General features: G+C 72.5%; 12 protein-coding genes. 9 read left to right on the top strand and 3 right to left on the bottom strand.

Annotated features, from left to right (window positions below):
• Positions 1 to 24: 24 nt before the first annotated feature.
• On the bottom strand, positions 25 to 1,044 hold the full coding sequence (locus tag ACFYPD_RS15765) for a LacI family DNA-binding transcriptional regulator (RefSeq protein WP_387113349.1): 1,020 nt from the start codon (positions 1,042 to 1,044) through the stop codon (positions 25 to 27).
• 330 nt (positions 1,045 to 1,374) lie between these two features.
• On the opposite strand from ACFYPD_RS15765, the gene ACFYPD_RS15760 reads away from it, so the two are divergent.
• The 4 genes from ACFYPD_RS15760 (at position 1,375) to ACFYPD_RS15745 (ending at position 7,128) form a co-directional block, all read left to right on the top strand.
• On the top strand, positions 1,375 to 2,658 hold the full coding sequence (locus ACFYPD_RS15760; protein ID WP_387113347.1) for an ABC transporter substrate-binding protein: 1,284 nt from the start codon (positions 1,375 to 1,377) through the stop codon (positions 2,656 to 2,658).
• An 81-nt stretch (positions 2,659 to 2,739) separates the two neighbouring features.
• On the top strand, positions 2,740 to 3,747 hold the full coding sequence (locus ACFYPD_RS15755; RefSeq protein ID WP_387113345.1) for a carbohydrate ABC transporter permease: 1,008 nt from the start codon (positions 2,740 to 2,742) through the stop codon (positions 3,745 to 3,747).
• 157 nt (positions 3,748 to 3,904) lie between these two features.
• On the top strand, positions 3,905 to 4,684 hold the full coding sequence (locus ACFYPD_RS15750; protein WP_387113419.1) for a carbohydrate ABC transporter permease: 780 nt from the start codon (positions 3,905 to 3,907) through the stop codon (positions 4,682 to 4,684).
• The gene (locus tag ACFYPD_RS15745) at positions 4,681 to 7,128 is read left to right on the top strand and encodes a glycoside hydrolase family 2 protein (RefSeq protein ID WP_387113343.1); all 2,448 of its coding nucleotides are present in this window, start codon (positions 4,681 to 4,683) and stop codon (positions 7,126 to 7,128) included. Before ACFYPD_RS15750 ends, ACFYPD_RS15745 begins: the two co-directional genes overlap by 4 nt.
• Positions 7,129 to 7,197: 69 nt before the next feature.
• Here ACFYPD_RS15745 and ACFYPD_RS15740 read toward each other — a convergent pair whose 3' ends face one another.
• Both ACFYPD_RS15740 and ilvD read right to left on the bottom strand, forming a co-directional pair.
• Complete coding sequence (locus ACFYPD_RS15740; RefSeq protein ID WP_387113341.1) at positions 7,198 to 7,920, bottom strand: hypothetical protein; 723 nt, start codon at positions 7,918 to 7,920, stop codon at positions 7,198 to 7,200.
• Between the two features lie 42 nt (positions 7,921 to 7,962).
• The gene (gene ilvD / locus ACFYPD_RS15735) at positions 7,963 to 9,810 is read right to left on the bottom strand and encodes a dihydroxy-acid dehydratase (RefSeq protein ID WP_387113339.1); all 1,848 of its coding nucleotides are present in this window, start codon (positions 9,808 to 9,810) and stop codon (positions 7,963 to 7,965) included.
• A gap of 111 nt (positions 9,811 to 9,921) precedes the next feature.
• On the opposite strand from ilvD, the gene ACFYPD_RS15730 reads away from it, so the two are divergent.
• The 5 genes from ACFYPD_RS15730 (at position 9,922) to serA (ending at position 17,986) form a co-directional block, all read left to right on the top strand.
• Positions 9,922 to 12,372: a putative bifunctional diguanylate cyclase/phosphodiesterase gene (locus ACFYPD_RS15730; RefSeq protein ID WP_387113337.1), complete on the top strand. Its 2,451-nt coding sequence runs from the start codon at positions 9,922 to 9,924 to the stop codon at positions 12,370 to 12,372.
• 179 nt (positions 12,373 to 12,551) lie between these two features.
• Entirely contained in the window at positions 12,552 to 14,429 is a 1,878-nt protein-coding gene (locus tag ACFYPD_RS15725) for an acetolactate synthase large subunit (protein WP_387113335.1), read from the top strand.
• Positions 14,429 to 14,944: an acetolactate synthase small subunit gene (ilvN, locus tag ACFYPD_RS15720; RefSeq protein WP_387113333.1), complete on the top strand. Its 516-nt coding sequence runs from the start codon at positions 14,429 to 14,431 to the stop codon at positions 14,942 to 14,944. The genes ACFYPD_RS15725 and ilvN overlap by 1 nt, the downstream gene beginning before the upstream one ends.
• Positions 14,945 to 15,002: 58 nt before the next feature.
• Positions 15,003 to 16,016 (top strand): ketol-acid reductoisomerase, encoded by a 1,014-nt coding sequence (gene ilvC, locus ACFYPD_RS15715; RefSeq protein ID WP_387113331.1) that lies wholly within the window; start codon positions 15,003 to 15,005, stop codon positions 16,014 to 16,016.
• Positions 16,017 to 16,387: 371 nt separating this feature from the next.
• Entirely contained in the window at positions 16,388 to 17,986 is a 1,599-nt protein-coding gene (gene serA, locus ACFYPD_RS15710) for a phosphoglycerate dehydrogenase (RefSeq protein ID WP_387113329.1), read from the top strand.
• Positions 17,987 to 18,029: the final 43 nt, after the last annotated feature.

The following is an 18,029-nucleotide window of genomic DNA, read 5'->3' as shown; positions in this document are numbered from 1 at the left end:
GTCCAGCCGGATCGCTGAACCGGTTCACCGAAGGCGGGGCGGTGCGGTGCTGCCGCGCGGGGTGAGGTGCGCGGTCTCGTCCTGCAGGCCGGTCACCGGCTCGCCGGCGATCACGGCCAGGAGCTGCCGCGCGGCGTGCGCCCCGTACGCGGGGATGTCCCGACCCAGCGCGGTCAGCGGCGGGTGCACGAGCCGGCAGAGCGGGGAGTCGTCCCAGGCCACGATGGACAGGTCGCCGGGCACGGCCAGCCCCATCTCCTGGGCCACGGAGAGCCCGGCGATCGCCATCACGTCGTTGTCGTAGATGACCGCGGTGGGCCGGGCGGCGGAGCTGAGCAGGCGGCGGGTGGCCCGCGCCCCCTCCTCGCCGGTGTAGTCGGACCAGACCGTGGTGGCCTCGTCCAGCCCGAGCCGCCGGCAGACCTCGGTGAAGGCGTCGGTGCGGATCTCGGTGTGCAGCAGTGCGGGCAGCCCGCCGACCCGGGCGATCCGCCGGTGCCCGAGCGCGACCAGGTACTCCACCGTCTCGACCAGGGCCGCCGCGTCGTCGGACCAGACGCTGGCCAGGCTGCCGGTGTGGCCGGGGCCGCCGATCACCACGGCCGGCAGTTGCAGCTCCTCCAGCGCCGGCACCCGCCGGTCGTCGGTGCGCAGGTCGCAGACGAACACGCCGTCCACCCGGCGCTCGGCCCACCAGCGGCGGTAGACCGCGATCTCGGCCTCCTGGTCGGCGACCACCTGGAGGGTGAGCGCGTAGGAGCGGGCCGACAGTTCGGCCTCCACGCCGCTGATCAGCTCCATGAAGAACGGCTCGATGCCCAGTATCCGGGCGGGCCGGCACAGGGCCAGGCCGACCGCCTTGGCGGTGGCGCCGGAGAGCGCCCGGGCGGCGCTGCTCGGGCTGAACCCGATCTCGGCGGCGATGGCCAGGATCCGCTGGCGGGTCGCCTCGGACACACCGGGCTGGCCGTTCAGCGCGTACGACACCGCGCCCTTGGAGACCCCGGCCCGCCGGGCGACATCGGCGATGGTCGGCCGCTTCACCGGCGCGCTCCTCCACTGGTCCGGCCCTCGCGGGCCCGTTTCCACCGCCGGGGTGACCGGCGCTGTCACGCTACTGCACCGCGGCGCGGTCGGTGCGGCACGGCCCGCCGGTCACTTGCGCGGTTAAGCGTACGACTCGGCCCGTCGGTCCTTCGGGTGCCGGGAGCGCTCGAACCCGCGCACGGGGCGGCGATTCAGGTTACCGGACCGTCCCGCTCGTAACCGGCCGTTGACAGTCCATGGGGTCCCTCGTACGGTGGCCTCACTTATCCGGTTCAGTCAACGTCTCTCGATCTCGGGAGCGTTCCCATGTTCGGCGCGGAGGATGACATGAAACGGTCCTGGACGCACTGGGCCCGGGCGGCCACCGTGGGTGCCGTCAGCCTGGTCATGGTCGCGGCCTGCAGCGGCAAGAGCACCACCGGCGGTTCCGACGCCGCCGACGGCCAGGTCACCCTGAAGATCAACTTCTGGGGCGACTTCGGCCTCCAGGACCTCAAGGTCAGATACGAGGCCGCGCACCCCAACGTCAAGATCCAGCTGAACTCCGGCGAGTACAACGCGCAGCACGAGGACCTGCAGAAGAAGCTCGTCGCCGGCAACGGCGCGCCGGACATCGCGGCGATCGATGAGGGCTTCATGGTCCAGTTCCGCAGCCAGTCCGACAAGTTCGTCAACCTGCTGGACAAGGGCGCCGGCTCCTACGAGAGCAAGTACCTGCCCTGGAAGTGGAAGCAGTCGCTCTCCGCCGACGGCAAGACCCAGATCGGCCTCGGCACCGACGTCGGCGGCCTGGCCATGTGCTACCGGACCGACCTGTTCAAGGCCGCCGGGCTGCCGACCGAGCGGGACCGGGTCTCCGCCCTCTGGCCCAACTGGGACCGGTTCATCGAGGTGGGCCAGCAGTACACCGCGAAGACCAACAAGAAGTTCATCGACGCCGGCACCAACCTGTTCAACCCGATCCTCGGGCAGCAGCAGGTCGGCTTCTACACCGACCAGGAGCAGCTCCAGATGGACGGCGGCCCGAAGGTCGCCTTCGACTACACCGTCAAGGCCGTTCAGGCCGGGCTGTCGGCCAACCTGGTCAGCTTCCAGGCCGACTGGGACAAGGGCTTCACGAGCGGCGCCTTCGCCGTGCTCGCCTGCCCGGCGTGGATGCTCGGCCACATCAAGGACACCGCCCCCGGCACCCAGGGCAAGTGGGACATCGCCGCGGTGCCCGGCGGCGGCGGCAACTGGGGCGGCTCGTTCCTGACCATCCCCAAGCAGGGCAAGCACGTCGACGAGGCGTACAAGCTGCTGGAGTGGCTGGTCGCGCCCGAGCAGCAGATCGAGATCTTCAAGAAGGTCGGCAACCTGCCCTCGCAGCCGGCGCTCTACGCCGACCCGGCGATCGCCGACTTCAAGAACCCGTTCTTCAACGACGCCCCGGTCGGCCAGATCTTCCCGAAGATGGCGCAGGGCCTCACCCCGCAGTACCTGGGCAAGAAGAACGGCCCGACCCGGGTCGCCGTGGAGAACGTGATCCGGCGGGTTGAGAACAAGAGCCTCAAGCCGGACGCCGCCTGGGGCGAGGCGGTCAAGGAGGCCGACAAGGCCGCCAGGTCCTGACCGGACACCGGTGACGGGGCGGGCCGCGGCCCGCCCCGTCGACGCCTCACCCGTCACCCACCTCGGCCCTGGAGTGATCCGATGTCCACCACCCGTGCCGCGCCGTCGAGCCGCCGAGCCGCGCCGGAGCGCGACCGCTCCGGGGGCGACGACCAGCGGCTGACCTGGCGCAACCGGCTGTACCGCTTCGACATGCGCTACATGCCGTACCTCATGATCGCGCCGTTCTTCCTGCTCTTCATCGTGTTCGGGCTCTTCCCGCTGCTCTTCAACGCGGTGGTCTCGCTGCGCAACTACCGGCTCGACGACCCGACGCTGCCCTACTGGGCGGGCTTCGAGAACTTCAGCCGGCTCTTCGGCGACGAGGACTTCTGGAACGCCCTCTACAACACCTTCGGCATCTTCCTGCTCTCCTCGGTGCCCCAGCTGCTGCTCGCGCTGGTGGTCGCCGCGCTGCTCAACCGCAAGCTGCGGGCGCAGACCTGGTGGCGGGTGGGGGTGCTGCTGCCGTACGTCACCCCGATCGTCGCCTCGACCATGGTGTTCAGCGTCTTCTTCTCCCGCGACTTCGGCATGGCCAACTGGGTGCTCGGCCTGTTCGGCCTCGGCGGCCCGGACGACCCGATCGACTGGCGGGCCGACAAGCTGCACTCCTGGATCGCCATCGCCACGATGGTCAACTGGAAGTGGATCGGCTACAACGCGCTGCTCTACCTGGCCGCGATGCAGTCCATCCCGCGCGACGTCTACGAGGCGGCGGCCATCGACGGCGCCGGGCCGTGGAAGCAGCTCTGGCGGATCACCGCGCCGATGATCCAGCCGGTGGTGCTCTTCACCGTCATCCTCTCCACCATCGGCGGCCTCCAGCTCTTCACCGAGCCGATGCTCTTCGACCCGAACGCCCAGGCCGCCACCGGCGGGCCGAACGGCGAGTGGCAGACCATCGCCCAGCTCATCTACAAGGTCGGCTGGAAGGACCTCAACCTCGGCTACGCCGCGGCCATGTCCTGGGCCCTCTTCCTGATCATCCTGGTCGTCGCCGGCGTCAACTACGTGGTGACGAACCGACTGTCCGGAGGGCGTCGGTGAGCGCGAGGAACGCAGCGAAGCGGAGTACCGCAGTCGCGAACGGAAGGAGAGCACAGTGACGACCGCCGCACCCCCGCGCCGTCGGCCGCGGCTGGTGGCCCGCGCCCCGCAGGAGACCGCCGCCGGGCTCTGGACCTACCTGTTCCTCGCGCTGACCATGCTGTTCGCCGCGTTCCCGCTCTACTGGATGTTCGTCATCGCGACCAGCGACGACGAGGCGCTCGCGAAGCTGCCGCCGGCGATCGTTCCCGGCGACCGGTTCCTGACCAACGTCGACGAGGTCTTCTCCCTCCAGGACGTCTACTTCGCCGCCTCGCTGGTCAACAGCGTCATCGTCGCCACCGTGGTGACCGCCTCGGTGCTGTTCTTCTGCTCGCTGGCCGGGTTCGCCTTCGCCAAGCTGCGCTTCACGGGCAGCAACGCCCTGATGCTCTTCGTGGTGCTCACCCTGACCGTGCCCAACCAGCTCGGCATCGTGGCGCTCTACATCGTGATGGGCAAGCTCGGCTGGAACGGCACCCTGCTCGCGGTCATCGCTCCCGGGCTGGTCACCGCGTTCGGGGTGTTCTACATGCGGCAGTTCATCGTCAACACCGTCCCCGACGAGCTGGTCGAGTCGGCCCGGATGGACGGCGCCACCACCATGCGGGTGTACGCCGCCATCGTGCTCCCGGCGATCCGTCCGGCCCTGGCCGTGCTCGGGCTGCTCACCTTCGTGGCCACCTGGAACGATTTCCAGTGGCCGCTCATCACGCTGAGCGGCACCGACTTCCCGACCTCGATGGTCGCGGTCTCCGACCTGGCCAGCGGCAACTACGTGATCTACCGGCGGGTGCTGGCGGGGGCGTTCATCGCCACCGTGCCCCTGCTGGTCATGCTGGTCATCGGTGGACGTCAGATCGTCCGCGGAATCATGGAAGGCGCGGTGAAGTCGTGAGCCGTCAGACGTTGCACGAGGGCTGGGTGCTGCGGGCCGTGGCCGGTCCGCAGGTGCCGCCGGAGGTCACCGGGCGGGCGGTGCCGGCGACCGTGCCCGGTTGCGTGCACACCGACCTGCTGGCGGCCGGCCTCATCCCCGACCCGTACCTCGACGACAACGAGAACCGCCTGGGCTGGATCGGCCGCACCGACTGGGTCTACGAGACCACCGTCGACCGGCGGCCCGGCGACGACGAGCGGGTCGACCTGGTCTGCGCCGGCCTGGACACGGTTGCCGCGGTCACCGTCAACGGCACCGAGGTCGGCCGCACCGAGAACCAGCACCGCGGCTACCGGTTCCCGATCGGTCCACTGCTGCGACCGGGCGCCAACACCCTCACCGTGCGCTTCGACTCGCCGTACCGCTACGCCGAGGCACAGCGGGACCGGCTCGGCGACCGGCCGAACGCGTACCCGGAGCCGTTCCACTTCATCCGCAAGACCGCCTGCAACTTCGGCTGGGACTGGGGACCGACGGTGGTCACCGCCGGCATCTGGCAGGAGATCGGGCTGCACGCCTGGTCGGTCGCCCGGCTGGCGACCGTCCGGCCACTGGTCACGGTCGAGGGCGGCGCCGGCCGGGTCGAGCTGCACGTCGAGGTCGAGCGGGCGCAGGACGACCCACTCACCGTGCACGCCACCGTCGCGGGCGCCGCCGTCGAGGTCACCGTCCCGGCGGGGGAGCGCCACGCCGTCGCGACCCTCACCGTCCGCGACCCGGCGCTCTGGTGGCCCGTCGGGTACGGCGACCAGCCCCTGCACGACCTCGACGTGACGCTCCGCGCGGCGGACGGCCGGGCGCTCGACTCCTGGTCCCGCCGGATCGGCTTCCGCTCGGTGCGCCTGGACACCGCCCCCGACGCGCACGGCTCCGCGTTCACCCTGCACGTCAACGAGGTGCCGGTCTTCGTCAAGGGGGTCAACTGGATCCCCGACGACGCCTTCCCGAACCGGGTCACCCGGGCCCGCCTCGCCGAGCGCTTCGGGCAGGCGGTCGGCGCGAACGTCAACCTGCTGCGGGTCTGGGGCGGCGGCCGGTACGAGTCGGAAGACTTCTACGAGTTGGCCGACGAACTGGGCCTGCTGGTGCAGCAGGACTTCCTCTTCGCCTGCGCCGCCTACCCCGAGGAGGAACCGTTCCGCACCGAGGTCGAGGCGGAGGCGCGGGAGCAGGTCACCCGGCTGGCGAGCCATCCGTCGCTGGTGCTCTGGACCGGCAACAACGAGAACATCTGGGGCTGGCACGACTGGGACTGGCGGGAGCCGCTCGCCGGCCGCACCTGGGGGCGCGGCTACTACCTGGAGCTGCTGCCCGCGATCGTCGCCGAGCTGGACCCGACCCGGGCGTACTGGCCGGGCAGCCCCTGGTCGGGCAGCGAGGACGTGCACCCCAACGACCCGGCGCACGGCACCACGCACATCTGGGACGTGTGGAACACCGACGACTACACGAAGTACCGGGAGTACGTGCCCCGCTTCGTCGCCGAGTTCGGCTACCAGGCGCCCCCCGCGTACGCGACGCTGCGCCGGGCCCTCTCCGACGAACCGCTCGCCCACGACTCGCCCGGAATGGCGCACCACCAGAAGGCGGCCGACGGGGACCGGAAACTCCAGCGCGGCCTCGACGCCCACCTGCCGGCACCCGCCGACTTCGACGACTGGCACTACCTCACCCAGCTCAACCAGGCCCGGGCCATCCAGCTCGGCGTCGAGCACTTCCGCTCGCACCGGCCGATCTGCATGGGCACGATCGTCTGGCAGCTCAACGACTGCTGGCCGGTCACCTCCTGGGCGGCCGTCGACGGCGACGGCCGGCGCAAGCCCCTTTGGCACGCGCTCCGCCGCGCCTACGCCCCCCGGCTGCTCACCGTGCAACCGCGCGACGGCGGGCTCGCGCTGGTGGCGGTGAACGAGACCGGCGAGGCGTGGCACACGCCGACCACGGTCACCCGGCTCACCCTCACCGGGGAGCCGAGGGCGAAGACCTCGGTGGACCTCGACGTCCCCGCGTACTCCTCGGTGGTGCTGGCGCTGCCCGTGGAGGTGGCGCGGCCGGACGAGGCCCGGCGGGAGCTGCTGGTCGCGGAGGCGGGCGAGACCGCGGAGCGGGCGCTGTGGTTCTTCGCCACCGACCGGGAGGTCGAGTGGCCGGCGGCGGAGCTGGACGCGACGGTCGAGCCGGCGGGCGACGCCCAGCGGGTCCGGGTGACCGCGCGGACGGTGCTGCGCGACCTGACCCTCTTCCCGGACCGGCTGCACCCGTCAGGTGAGGTCGACCAGGCTCTCGTCACCCTGCTACCGGGGGAGTCGGCCACCTTCACCGTCACCGCGGACGCCCCGCTCGACCCGGCGGCGCTCACCGCCCGCCCGGTCCTCCGCTGCGTCAACGACCTCACCCGGTAGCCGCTCTCGGATCCTGGAGGGTTGTCGTTCACGGCGAACGGCAACTTTCCAAGATCTCTCCGTCGGGGCCTAACCCGGCAGGGCGGCCAGGCCGGCCAGCAACTCCCACTTCTCGGCGTCGGTGAGCACCGCGTACGCGGGCTCGTCGCGGCGGTCGGTCTCCGCCTCGACGGCCGCGCGTTCCGGCCCGTCCGGCAGCGCCCGGATCCCGTCGGCGGTCAGCCCGGCGGCCCGCCACGCCGCCCGATGCGCGTCGGCGCGGTGGTGGCGCAGCGACCCGAGCCGGGTGACCAGCAGCAGCGCCGGCGAGGCGTCGTCCGGCTCGTACGGCGGGGACATGGCGCGGAACGCCGGCCCGCCGGAGGCCTGACCGTGCGCCAGCACCCGGCCCACGAGGTCGGCCAGCCGGGGCACGATGCTCAGGCCGGGCAGCATTCCCGGCATGGCCGACCACAGCTCCTCGGCCGCCTCGGCGGTGGCCCGCTGCGCGAACAGCGCCAGCTCCCGGCCCAGTTCGGTGAGGTGCCAGGTGCCCTCGGCGTCCACCGTGGTCACACCCTGGGCCAGCTCCCGGCTCATGTCGCCGTCGGTGTAGGCCAGCCCGTCGGCGAGCGCCTCGGCGGGCGTCGGCCGGGCCAGCACCCCGGAGAAGAAGGAGTTCTCGTAGCCGAGGTCGGCGCCGCGCTCGGCGTAGAACTTCTCCATCCGGGCCCGGGCCGCCCAGCGGGCACCCACGTACACCCGGTCGATGGCCGGTCGGATCAGGCGGGCGTAGCTCACGGTCGTCTCCACGCCGCCGGACCCTACCGGCGGCGTGGCGACCCGTGGGGGCGGCTACTCGGGCACTCGGCGGTACGCGCCGTCGCTGGCCGAGGTGGCCATCGAGGCGTACGCGCGCAGCGCCGCGGACACCGGCCGGACCCGGTCGAGCGGGGTGTACGGGCGGTCCCGCTTCTCCTCGGCCACCCGGCGGGCCTGGAGCACGTCGTCGGGCACGTCGAGCCGGATCGACCGGCCCGGGATGTCGATGACGATCTCGTCGCCCTCCCGGACCAGCGCGATCAGCCCGCCCGAGGCCGCCTCGGGGGAGACGTGCCCGATGGACAGGCCGGAGGTGCCGCCGGAGAACCGGCCGTCGGTGAGCAGCGCGCAGGAGCGGCCCAGCCCGCGGCCCTTGAGGAACGAGGTGGGGTAGAGCATCTCCTGCATGCCGGGGCCGCCCTTCGGGCCCTCGTAGCGGATCACCACCACGTCCCCGGCCACGACCTCCTTGGCCAGGATCGCCGTGACCGCGTCGTCCTGCGACTCGTAGACCTTGGCCGGCCCGCGGAAGGTCAGGCACTCCTCGGGCACGCCGGCGGTCTTCACCACGCAGCCGTCCGGCGCCAGGTTGCCGTGCAGGATGGCCAGCCCGCCGTCGGCGCTGTAGGCGTGCTCCCGGTCCCGGATGCAGCCGCCGGCCGCGTCGGTGTCCAGCGAGGACCAGCGGTTGGTGGTGGAGAACGGCTCGGTGGTGCGCACCCCGCCCGGGGCGGCGTGGAACAGCTCGGCCGCCTCCGGGGTGGCCGAGCCGCCGCGCACGTCCCAGTCGGCGAGCCACTGCGCCAGGCTCGGCGAGTGCACCGCGTGGACGTCGCGGTGGAGCAGGCCGGCGCGGTCCAGTTCGCCGAGGATGGCCGGGATGCCGCCGGCCCGGTGCACGTCCTCCATGTGGTACTGCGGCGAGTTCGGCGCGACCTTGGCCAGGCAGGGCACCCGCCGGGAGATGGCGTCGATGTCGGCCACCCCGAAGTCCAGCTCCGCCTCGCGGGCGGCGGCCAGCAGGTGCAGCACCGTGTTGGTCGAGCCGCCCATGGCCACGTCGAGCGCCACCGCGTTCTCGAAGGCGGCCCGGTTGGCGATCGTCCGGGGCAGCACGGAGGCGTCGTCGGAGTCGTACCAGCGCTTGGCGATCTCCACGGCGGTGCGGCCGGCCTCGACGAAGAGCGACCGGCGGGCGGCGTGGGTGGCCAGCGTCGAGCCGTTGCCCGGCAGCGCCAGGCCGATGGCCTCGGTGAGGCAGTTCATCGAGTTGGCGGTGAACATGCCGGAGCAGGAGCCGCAGGTGGGGCAGGCGGAGCGCTCGATCTCGCCGAGCTGGTCGTCGGTGACCGCCTCGTTGGAAGAGGCGATCATGGCGTCGATCAGGTCGATCTTGGAGTGGACGACGCCCTCGATCGCCATCGTCTTGCCGGCCTCCATGGGCCCGCCGGAGACGAAGACAGTCGGGATGTTGAGCCGCAGCGCGGCCAGCAGCATGCCGGGGGTGATCTTGTCGCAGTTGGAGATGCAGACCAGGGCGTCCGCGCAGTGCGCGTTGACCATGTATTCCACCGCGTCGGCGATCAGCTCCCGGCTGGGCAGCGAGTAGAGCATGCCGCCGTGGCCCATGGCGATGCCGTCGTCCACCGCGATGGTGTTGAACTCCCGGCCCACCCCGCCGGCCTCGGCCACCGCGTCGGCGACCAGGCCGCCGAGATCCTTGAGGTGTACGTGGCCGGGGACGAACTGGGTGAAACTGTTCGCGATGGCGACGATCGGCTTGCCGAAGTCGTCGTCGGTCATCCCGGTGGCCCGCCACAGGGCCCGGGCACCGGCCATCGTCCGACCGTGGGTGGAGGTCCTTGACCGCAGCTCAGGCATGCCTACCAGTCTGACACCGCCGGCGCGGTGCCCCCCGGGCACACGCGCCGTGTCCCAACAGTTGCACACCCGGTGCCCCACGGGGGGCACCGATCCGGCACAGTTGAGGTCGTGCAGTCGTCCCCGGGCATGGTCATCGTCGCGGTGCTGAGCGGGCTCGCCGCGGCCGGCGCCGCCGCCCTGCTCGCCGTGTCGGCGCGCCGCCGGGGCGGGCCGCACCGGCAGGCCCACGTCCTGCTCGCGGCCGCCGCCGGGGTCGCCCTGCTCAGCCTGCTCCTCGGGCTGGCCGGCACGCTGGCCGCCGGCGACCACTGGGCGCACCGGCAGGGGCAGCGCACCGGCTGGGCCACCCTCGTCTCGGTCGGCACCACGCTCGCCGGGCTCGGCCTCGGCGTCACCCTGCTCCGGCTGCCCGGCACGGCCGCGGCCCGGGCGGCCACCGCCCGGCTGCTGCTCGACGGCCTGATCATGGCGGGCGCGCTGTGGTTCGTCGGCTGGGCGCTGTTCAGCCCGCCGACCCGGCTGCTCGGCGAGGCGACGCCGGTCGCCTGCGTACCCATCCTGCTGGCCACGGTCAGCGCGGCGCTCACCGCCGGGCTGACCCTGATCATGGTGTTGCGGGCGGCCCCGCCGCGCGGCCGGCTGGTCCTGCTCGGCGCCGGCGCCACCGGGGTGACCTGCGGCGGCCTCGGCCTGTCGGCCGGGCTCTGCCAGGCCGGCCCGGGCCTGGCGTTCGCCGGCGCCGCGGTGATCGCCGCCGGCCTGCTGGCCACCGCCCTGGCCGCGCACCGGGTCGACCTGCCGCAGGTCGACGTCGACCTGATCCGCCGCGACGGCGAGTACGCCTTCGTGCCGATGTTCGCGATGGCCGCCTCCGCCATGTACCACCTAGTGCAGGGCGGCCGGTTCGACGTGTTCGGCATCGCGGCGGGCAGCGTCGAGGGCTTCGCCCTGGTGGCCCGGCAGTACCTCGCCCTCAACGACGTCCGCGGCTACGCCAGCCGGCTGGCCGAGCGGGAGGCGCACTTCCGCGAGCTGGCGCACACCGACCCGCTCACCGGCCTGGCCAACCGGCGGGGCCTGCTGCGCGCGCTGCACCGCTGCGCCGAGGCCGGCGTCCCCTGCGTGCTGCTCGGGCTCGACCTGGACGGCTTCAAGAACGTCAACGACATGCGCGGGCACGACGTCGGCGACGCGGTGCTGGCCGAGGTGGGCCGGCGGCTGCGCGGCAACCTGCGCCCCGGCGACCTGGCCGCCCGGCTCGGCGGCGACGAGTTCGCGGTGCTCATGCACGGCACGACCGAGCCCGGGCCGGTCGCCGAACGGCTGCTCGGGGTGCTCGGCCGCCCCTACGAGGAGGCGGACGGGCCGGTCTTCCTCTCGGTCAGCATCGGGGTGGCCGGCGCCTGCGGGGAGACCGACGTCGAGCTGCTGCTGCGCAACGCCGACCTGGCGCTGCGCTACGCCAAGCAGCGCGGCAAGAACCGGATCGAGCGCTACGACGCCACCTACGACCAGCTGCTGCGCCGGCGCACCATGCTGGAGCACGAGCTGCGCGGCGCGATCGAGCGCGACGAGCTGCGGCTGGCCTTCCAGCCGGTGGCCTCGCTGCCCTCGGTCCGCCCGGTCGGCGCCGAGGCGCTGCTCCGCTGGCACCACCCGGAGCTGGGCAACGTCCGGCCCGACGAGTTCATCCCGCTCGCCGAGGAGTGCGGGATGATCTCCAAGCTCGGCGCCTGGGTGCTGCACCAGGCCTGCTACCAGCTCTCCCGCTGGCTGGCCGACGGGCACGACGTCTGGGTGTCGGTGAACGTCTCGCCCCGGGAGCTGCACGCCCCGGAGTACGTGGTCCAGGTCGCCGACGCGCTGCGCGCCCACCACGTGCCGCCGCAGCGGCTGGTGCTGGAGGTCACCGAGCACGCCGTCGCCACCGACCTGGACGAGCTGATCCGGCGGCTCACCGCGCTGCGCCTCACCGGCGTGCGCATCGCGCTGGACGACTTCGGCGCCGGTTACTCCTCGCTGGGGCAGCTCCGCCGGCTCCCGATCGACATCCTCAAGATCGATCACAGCCTGGTGGCCGAGCACGAGCCGGTGCGGCCGGTCGGCCGGGACGGCCCGGCGTTCGCCCCCATGGTCGACATCGTCATGCGCCTCGGCCACCAGCTCGGGCTGGAGGTGATCGCCGAGGGCGTCACCACCCCCACCGAGCTGGCCGCCGTGGTGGCCGCCGGCTGCCGCTTCGGGCAGGGCGCGGCCTTCGGCTGGGGGGTGCCCGCCGAACACCTGGAGGCGATGCTGGAGGCGGCCACCTCGCCCGGCAACCGCCCGACCTCGGTGCCGCCCGCCCCACCGGTCCCGCCGGCCCGGACCGGGCCGTCGCCGCTGCTGCCCCGGCTCCGGTCGAACCCGCCCGCCCAGGTGCCCGCGCCGCGTACCTCGAACGAGGGATCTTCGCAGGTCGTGCCGGCCGTGGAGGGCGCTCCGGGAGGCGACACGCCCACGTCCGTGAACCAAAATGTGGGATCAGTTGACTCATCGCGTGAGATGCGTCAGGCTTAGCCGCATGTCGTCGAACCGGTCGCTGCGAGTACTTACCTGAGCGCACTCTCCCACCGAGAGTGCGCTGGCCCCGTGCATCTGCACGTGGGCCGTTTTTGTTGCCGTCGGAACATCGCCGGGACGCCCGCGTCCCACCCTGAGAAGCGCACCACCCACTCCAGCCGAAGGCCTGAACCGCCATGACGAAACCCACGCCAGAGACCCTCGCCCACTCCGTCCGGCGAGCCCGCCCGGCCACCGAGCCGGCCGGTGACGCCGACCACGCCCCCGCCCCCCGCACCGGCGCCGCCCCGGCCGTACCGCAGCCGGCCACGGCGCAGGTCTCCGGCGCCGGCTCGCTGGTGCGGTCGCTCGAGGCGCTCGGCGTCGACGTCGTCTTCGGCATCCCGGGCGGCGCGATCCTGCCCGCGTACGACCCGCTCTACGACTCGACCGTCCGGCACATCCTGGTCCGGCACGAGCAGGGCGCCGGGCACGCCGCCACCGGCTACGCCCAGGCCACCGGCAAGGTCGGCGTCTGCATGGCCACCTCCGGCCCGGGCGCGACCAACCTCGTCACGCCGATCGCCGACGCCTACATGGACTCGGTGCCGATGGTGGCGATCACCGGCCAGGTCGCCCGCCCGTCGATCGGCACGGACGCCTTCCAGGAGGCGGACATCCAGGGCATCACCCTGCCGATCACCAAGCACAACTTCCTGGTGCAGACGGCCGACGAGATCCCGCAGGTGCTCGCCGAGGCGTTCCACCTGGCCTCGACCGGCCGTCCCGGCCCGGTCCTAGTCGACATCCCCAAGGACGTCCTCCAGGCGCCGACCACCTTCACCTGGCCGCCCACCCTGGACCTGCCCGGCTACCGGCCGACCCTGCACCCGCACGGCAAGCAGATCCGCGAGGCGGCCCGGCTGATGACCAGCGCCCGCCGCCCGGTGCTCTACGTCGGCGGCGGTGTGCTCAAGGCCGGCGCCACCGAGGGGCTGCGCCGGCTCGCCGAGCTGACCGGCATCCCGGTGGTCACCACCCTGATGGCGCTCGGCGCGTTCCCCGACTCGCACCGGCAGCACCTGGGCATGCCCGGCATGCACGGCACCGTCGCCGCGGTCTACGGCCTGCAGAAGTCCGACCTCATCGTGGCGCTGGGCGCCCGCTTCGACGACCGGGTCACCGGCAAGCTGGACTCGTTCGCGCCGGACGCCACCGTGGTGCACGCCGACATCGACCCGGCCGAGATCGGGAAGAACCGGCACGCCGACGTCCCGATCGTGGGCGACGCCCGGCACGTCATCGACGAGCTGATCGCGGCCGTCACCGCCGAGCAGGCGGCCCGGCCGGCCGCCGACCTCGCCGACTGGTGGAACCAGCTCGACGACCTGCGCGGGCGCTACCCGCTGGGCTACGAGGAGTCGGCCGACGGCACGCTCTCCCCGCAGTACGTCATCAAGCGGCTGGGCGAGATCGCCGGCCCGGACACCGTCTACGTGGCGGGCGTCGGCCAGCACCAGATGTGGGCCAGCCAGTTCATCTCGTACGAGAAGCCGTACACCTGGCTCAACTCCGGCGGCCTCGGCACCATGGGCTACGCCGTCCCGGCGGCGATGGGCGCCAAGGTCGGCAAGCCGGACACCACGGTCTGGGCGGTCGACGGCGACGGCTGCTTCCAGATGACCAACCAGGAGCTGGCCACCTGCGCCCTGGAGGGCATCCCGATCAAGGTCGCCGTCATCAACAACGGCAACCTGGGCATGGTCCGCCAGTGGCAGACCCTGTTCTACGGGGAGCGCTACTCCAACACCGAGCTGGGCACCCACAAGCACCGCATCCCGGATTTCGTGAAGCTCGCCGAGGCGCTCGGCTGCGTGGGCCTGCGCTGCGAGAACGCCGCCGACGTGGACAAGACCATCGAGGCGGCCATGGCGATCGACGACGCCCCGGTGGTCATCGACTTCGTGGTCGGCAAGGACGCCATGGTGTGGCCGATGGTCGCCGCCGGCACCAGCAACGACGAGATCATGTTCGCCCGGGGTGTCCGCCCCGCCTTCGACGAGGACGAGCTGTAATGACGATGCACACGCTGTCCGTGCTGGTGGAGAACAAGCCCGGTGTGCTGGCCCGGGTGTCCGGGCTGTTCTCCCGGCGCGGGTTCAACATCGACAGCCTCGCGGTGGGAGAGACCGAGAACCCCGACGTCTCCCGGATCACCATTGTGGTCAACGCCGAGTCGTCCCCGCTGGAGCAGGTCACCAAGCAGCTCAACAAGCTGGTCAACGTACTCAAGATCGTCGAGCTGGACCCGCAGGTCTCGGTGGCCCGGGAGCTGCTGCTGGTCAAGGTCCGCGCGGACCGCAGCGCCCGGGCGCAGGTGCTGGAGACGGTCACCCTCTTCCGCGCCCGGGTGGTCGACGTCGCGCCGGACACGCTGACCATCGAGGCCACCGGCACCCCCGACAAGCTCGACGCGCTGCTGCGTGACCTGGAGCCGTTCGGCATCAAGGAGATGGTCCAGTCCGGCACGGTGGCCATCGGGCGGGGCTCCCGCTCGATCACCGCCGGCCCGGCGCTGCGCGCCGCCTGATTCGCACCCACCAGATTTTCGACGGGCCGACGGGCACCGCCGTACGAAAGGGAAGTCAATGAGCGTTGAGGTGTTCTACGACGACGACGCCGACCTGGGCCTGATCCAGGGCCGCACGGTCGCCGTGATCGGCTACGGCAGCCAGGGCCACGCCCACGCGCTGTCGCTGCGTGACTCCGGCGTCGACGTGGTGATCGGCCTGCCCGCCGGTTCGAAGAGCCGGCCGAAGGCCGAGGAGCAGGGCCTGCGCGTGCTCACGCCGGCCGAGGCGGCGGCCGAGGCCGACGTGATCATGATCCTGGCGCCGGACACCGCCCAGCGCGGCCTGTACGCCGAGGCGATCGCCCCCAACCTCGCCCCCGGCAAGGCGCTCTTCTTCGGCCACGGCTTCAACATCCGGTACGGCCTGATCAAGCCCCCGGCCGATGTGGACGTGGCGATGGTCGCCCCGAAGGGGCCCGGTCACCTGGTCCGCCGCCAGTACGTCGACGGCAAGGGCGTGCCCTGCCTGGTCGCCGTCGAGCAGGACGCCAGCGGCACCGCCTTCGGCCTGGCCCTGGCCTACGCGAAGGCGATCGGCGGCACCCGGGCCGGCGCGATCCGGACCACCTTCACCGAGGAGACCGAGACCGACCTCTTCGGCGAGCAGGCGGTGCTCTGCGGTGGCGCGGCGGCGCTGGTGCAGACCGGCTTCGAGGTGCTCACCGAGGCCGGCTACGCCCCCGAGGTGGCCTACTTCGAGTGCCTGCACGAGCTGAAGCTCATCGTCGACCTCATGTACGAGGGCGGCATCGCCCGGATGCGGTACAGCATCTCCGACACCGCCGAGTACGGCGACCTCTCCCGCGGCCCGCGGGTCATCGACTCCCGGGTCAAGGAGGAGATGCGCAAGATCCTCGGCGAGATCCAGTCCGGCGAGTTCGCCCGCGAGTGGGTGGCCGAGGACGAGGCCGGCCGGCCGAACTTCGCCAAGTGGCGGGCCGAGGGCGCGGCGCACCCGATCGAGGAGACCGGGCAGAAGCTGCGCGCCATGATGAGCTGGGTCGACCGGCCCATCACCGAGACCGCCTGACCCCGCCTCGCGCAGCTCCGACGCGGCCCGCGGCCCGACGCTCTCCCCGGCGTCGGGCGGCGGGCCGCCGTCATTCGCGCGCCACCGCGAGGCACGCCGGTGGTCGTTCACCTGGTGGGACCGGGTGAGCAACGCCTCGGCCGGCCGCGGCCCGACCCGGCAGCGGGTGAACGGGGGGTGACCGACGTGCGACGAACCTGTGTGAGGGCGCTCACCCCGCAGTCCGGGACCCGGAGCACGGACCGCCCCCTACCATCCTTGGTGAGGTGCTCCAGCCGGCACCCGACGGCCATGGCACGGGTCGGCGCAGGGCGCAGAGCGGCGTCCCGACGCCCCAGGCCGACCACCAAACCGAGCGTCTACGAGGACCGATGAATCCTGTCGTACTGATCGCCGAAGAACTCGCTCCCGCCGCCATCGAGGTGCTCGCGCACGACTTCGACGTGCGTCACGTGGACGGCACCGACCGCCCGGCCCTGCTCTCCGCGCTCTCCGAGGCCGACGCGGTGATCGTACGCAGCGCCACCCAGATCGACGCCGAGGCGATCGCGGCGGCGCCGCGACTGAAGGTGGTCGCCCGGGCCGGCGTCGGGCTGGACAACGTCGAGGTCCCGGCCGCCACCGCGCGGGGCGTCATGGTCGTCAACGCACCCACCTCCAACATCGTCTCCGCCGCCGAGCAGGCGGTGGCGCTGCTGCTCGCCGTGGCCCGCAACACCGCCAGCGCCAGCGCCGCCCTGAAGGCCGGGGAGTGGAAGCGGTCGAAGTACACCGGCGTGGAGATCCAGGGCAAGACCGTCGGCGTGGTCGGCCTCGGTCGCATCGGCGTGCTCTTCGCGCAGCGCATCGCCGCCTTCGGCACCCGCCTGATCGCGTACGACCCGTACATCCAGCCGGCCCGCGCCGCGCAGCTCGGCGTCCGGCTGGTCGGCCTGGAGGAGCTGCTCCGGGAGAGCGACTTCATCTCGATCCACCTGCCGAAGACGCCGGAGACGGTGGGCCTCATCGGCGAGAAGGAACTGGCGATCGTCAAGCCGGGTGTGCGGATCGTCAACGCCGCCCGCGGCGGCCTGGTCGACGAGCAGGCGCTCGCGAACGCGATCGCCGAGGGCCGTGTCGCCGGCGCCGGCGTCGACGTCTACGCCAAGGAGCCCTGCACCTCCTCACCGCTGTTCGCCTTCGACAACGTGGTGGCCACCCCGCACCTGGGCGCCTCCACCCACGAGGCGCAGGACAAGGCCGGCCTGGCCGTGGCGAAGAGCGTCAAGCTCGCGCTCCAGGGCGAGTTCGTGCCGGACGCCGTGAACGTGCAGGCCGGCGGCGTGGTCGCCGAGGACGTCCGGCCGCTGCTGCCGCTGGCCGAGAAGCTGGGCCGGGCCTTCACCGCCCTGGCCGGCGGGGTGGCCGCCAGCGTCACCGTCGACGTGCGCGGCGAGATCGTCGCCAACGACGTGTCGGTGCTCAAGCTCGCCGCCACCAAGGGGCTGTTCAGCTCGGTGGTGGAGGAGCAGGTCACCTACGTCAACGCGCCGCACCTGGCCGCCGAGCGGGGCGTCGAGGTCACCCTCGCCACGCAGACCGAGACCGTGGACCACCCCAACCTGGTCACCGTCCGCGGCGCGCTGCCGGACGGCCGGACGGTCAGCGTCTCCGGCACGGTCACCCACACCGGCACCCGGGACGTCCTCAAGCTGACCGAGGTGGACGGTTTCGACGTGGAGATCGGCGCGGAGGGCATCCTGGTCTTCCTGCGCTACGTCGACCGGCCCGGTGTGGTCGGCACCGTCGGCACGCTGCTCGGCGAGGCCGGCGTGAACATCGCCGCCATGCAGGTGGCCCGCCGCGAGGCCGGTGGCGAGACGCTCATGACGCTCACCGTCGACCAGGCCCTCGGCGCGGACCTGCTCACCTCGGCGGCCGACTCGATCGGCGCGGTCGCGGCCAGCGCCGCCGACCTGCGCGACGAGTAGTCCGGCCACGACGGATCGGGGGCCCGGCCGGACGGCCGGGCCC

The organism is Micromonospora sp. NPDC005299, assembly GCF_042872345.1.
Taxonomy (GTDB): Bacteria; Actinomycetota; Actinomycetes; order Mycobacteriales; family Micromonosporaceae; genus Micromonospora.
This window is presented reverse-complemented; position numbering and strand designations above follow the sequence as displayed.

Excerpts from the sequence above, each read along its gene's own strand:
- ACFYPD_RS15760 (WP_387113347.1), top strand. The coding sequence starts at position 1,375 with ATGAAACGGTCCTGGACGCACTGGGCCCGGGCGGCCACCGTGGGTGCC.
- ACFYPD_RS15755 (WP_387113345.1), top strand. The coding sequence starts at position 2,740 with ATGTCCACCACCCGTGCCGCGCCGTCGAGCCGCCGAGCCGCGCCGGAG.
- ACFYPD_RS15750 (WP_387113419.1), top strand. The coding sequence starts at position 3,905 with ATGCTGTTCGCCGCGTTCCCGCTCTACTGGATGTTCGTCATCGCGACC.
- ilvD (WP_387113339.1), bottom strand. The coding sequence starts at position 9,810 with ATGCCTGAGCTGCGGTCAAGGACCTCCACCCACGGTCGGACGATGGCC.
- ACFYPD_RS15725 (WP_387113335.1), top strand. The coding sequence starts at position 12,552 with ATGACGAAACCCACGCCAGAGACCCTCGCCCACTCCGTCCGGCGAGCC.
- ilvN (WP_387113333.1), top strand. The coding sequence starts at position 14,429 with ATGACGATGCACACGCTGTCCGTGCTGGTGGAGAACAAGCCCGGTGTG.
- ilvC (WP_387113331.1), top strand. The coding sequence starts at position 15,003 with ATGAGCGTTGAGGTGTTCTACGACGACGACGCCGACCTGGGCCTGATC.
- serA (WP_387113329.1), top strand. The coding sequence starts at position 16,388 with ATGAATCCTGTCGTACTGATCGCCGAAGAACTCGCTCCCGCCGCCATC.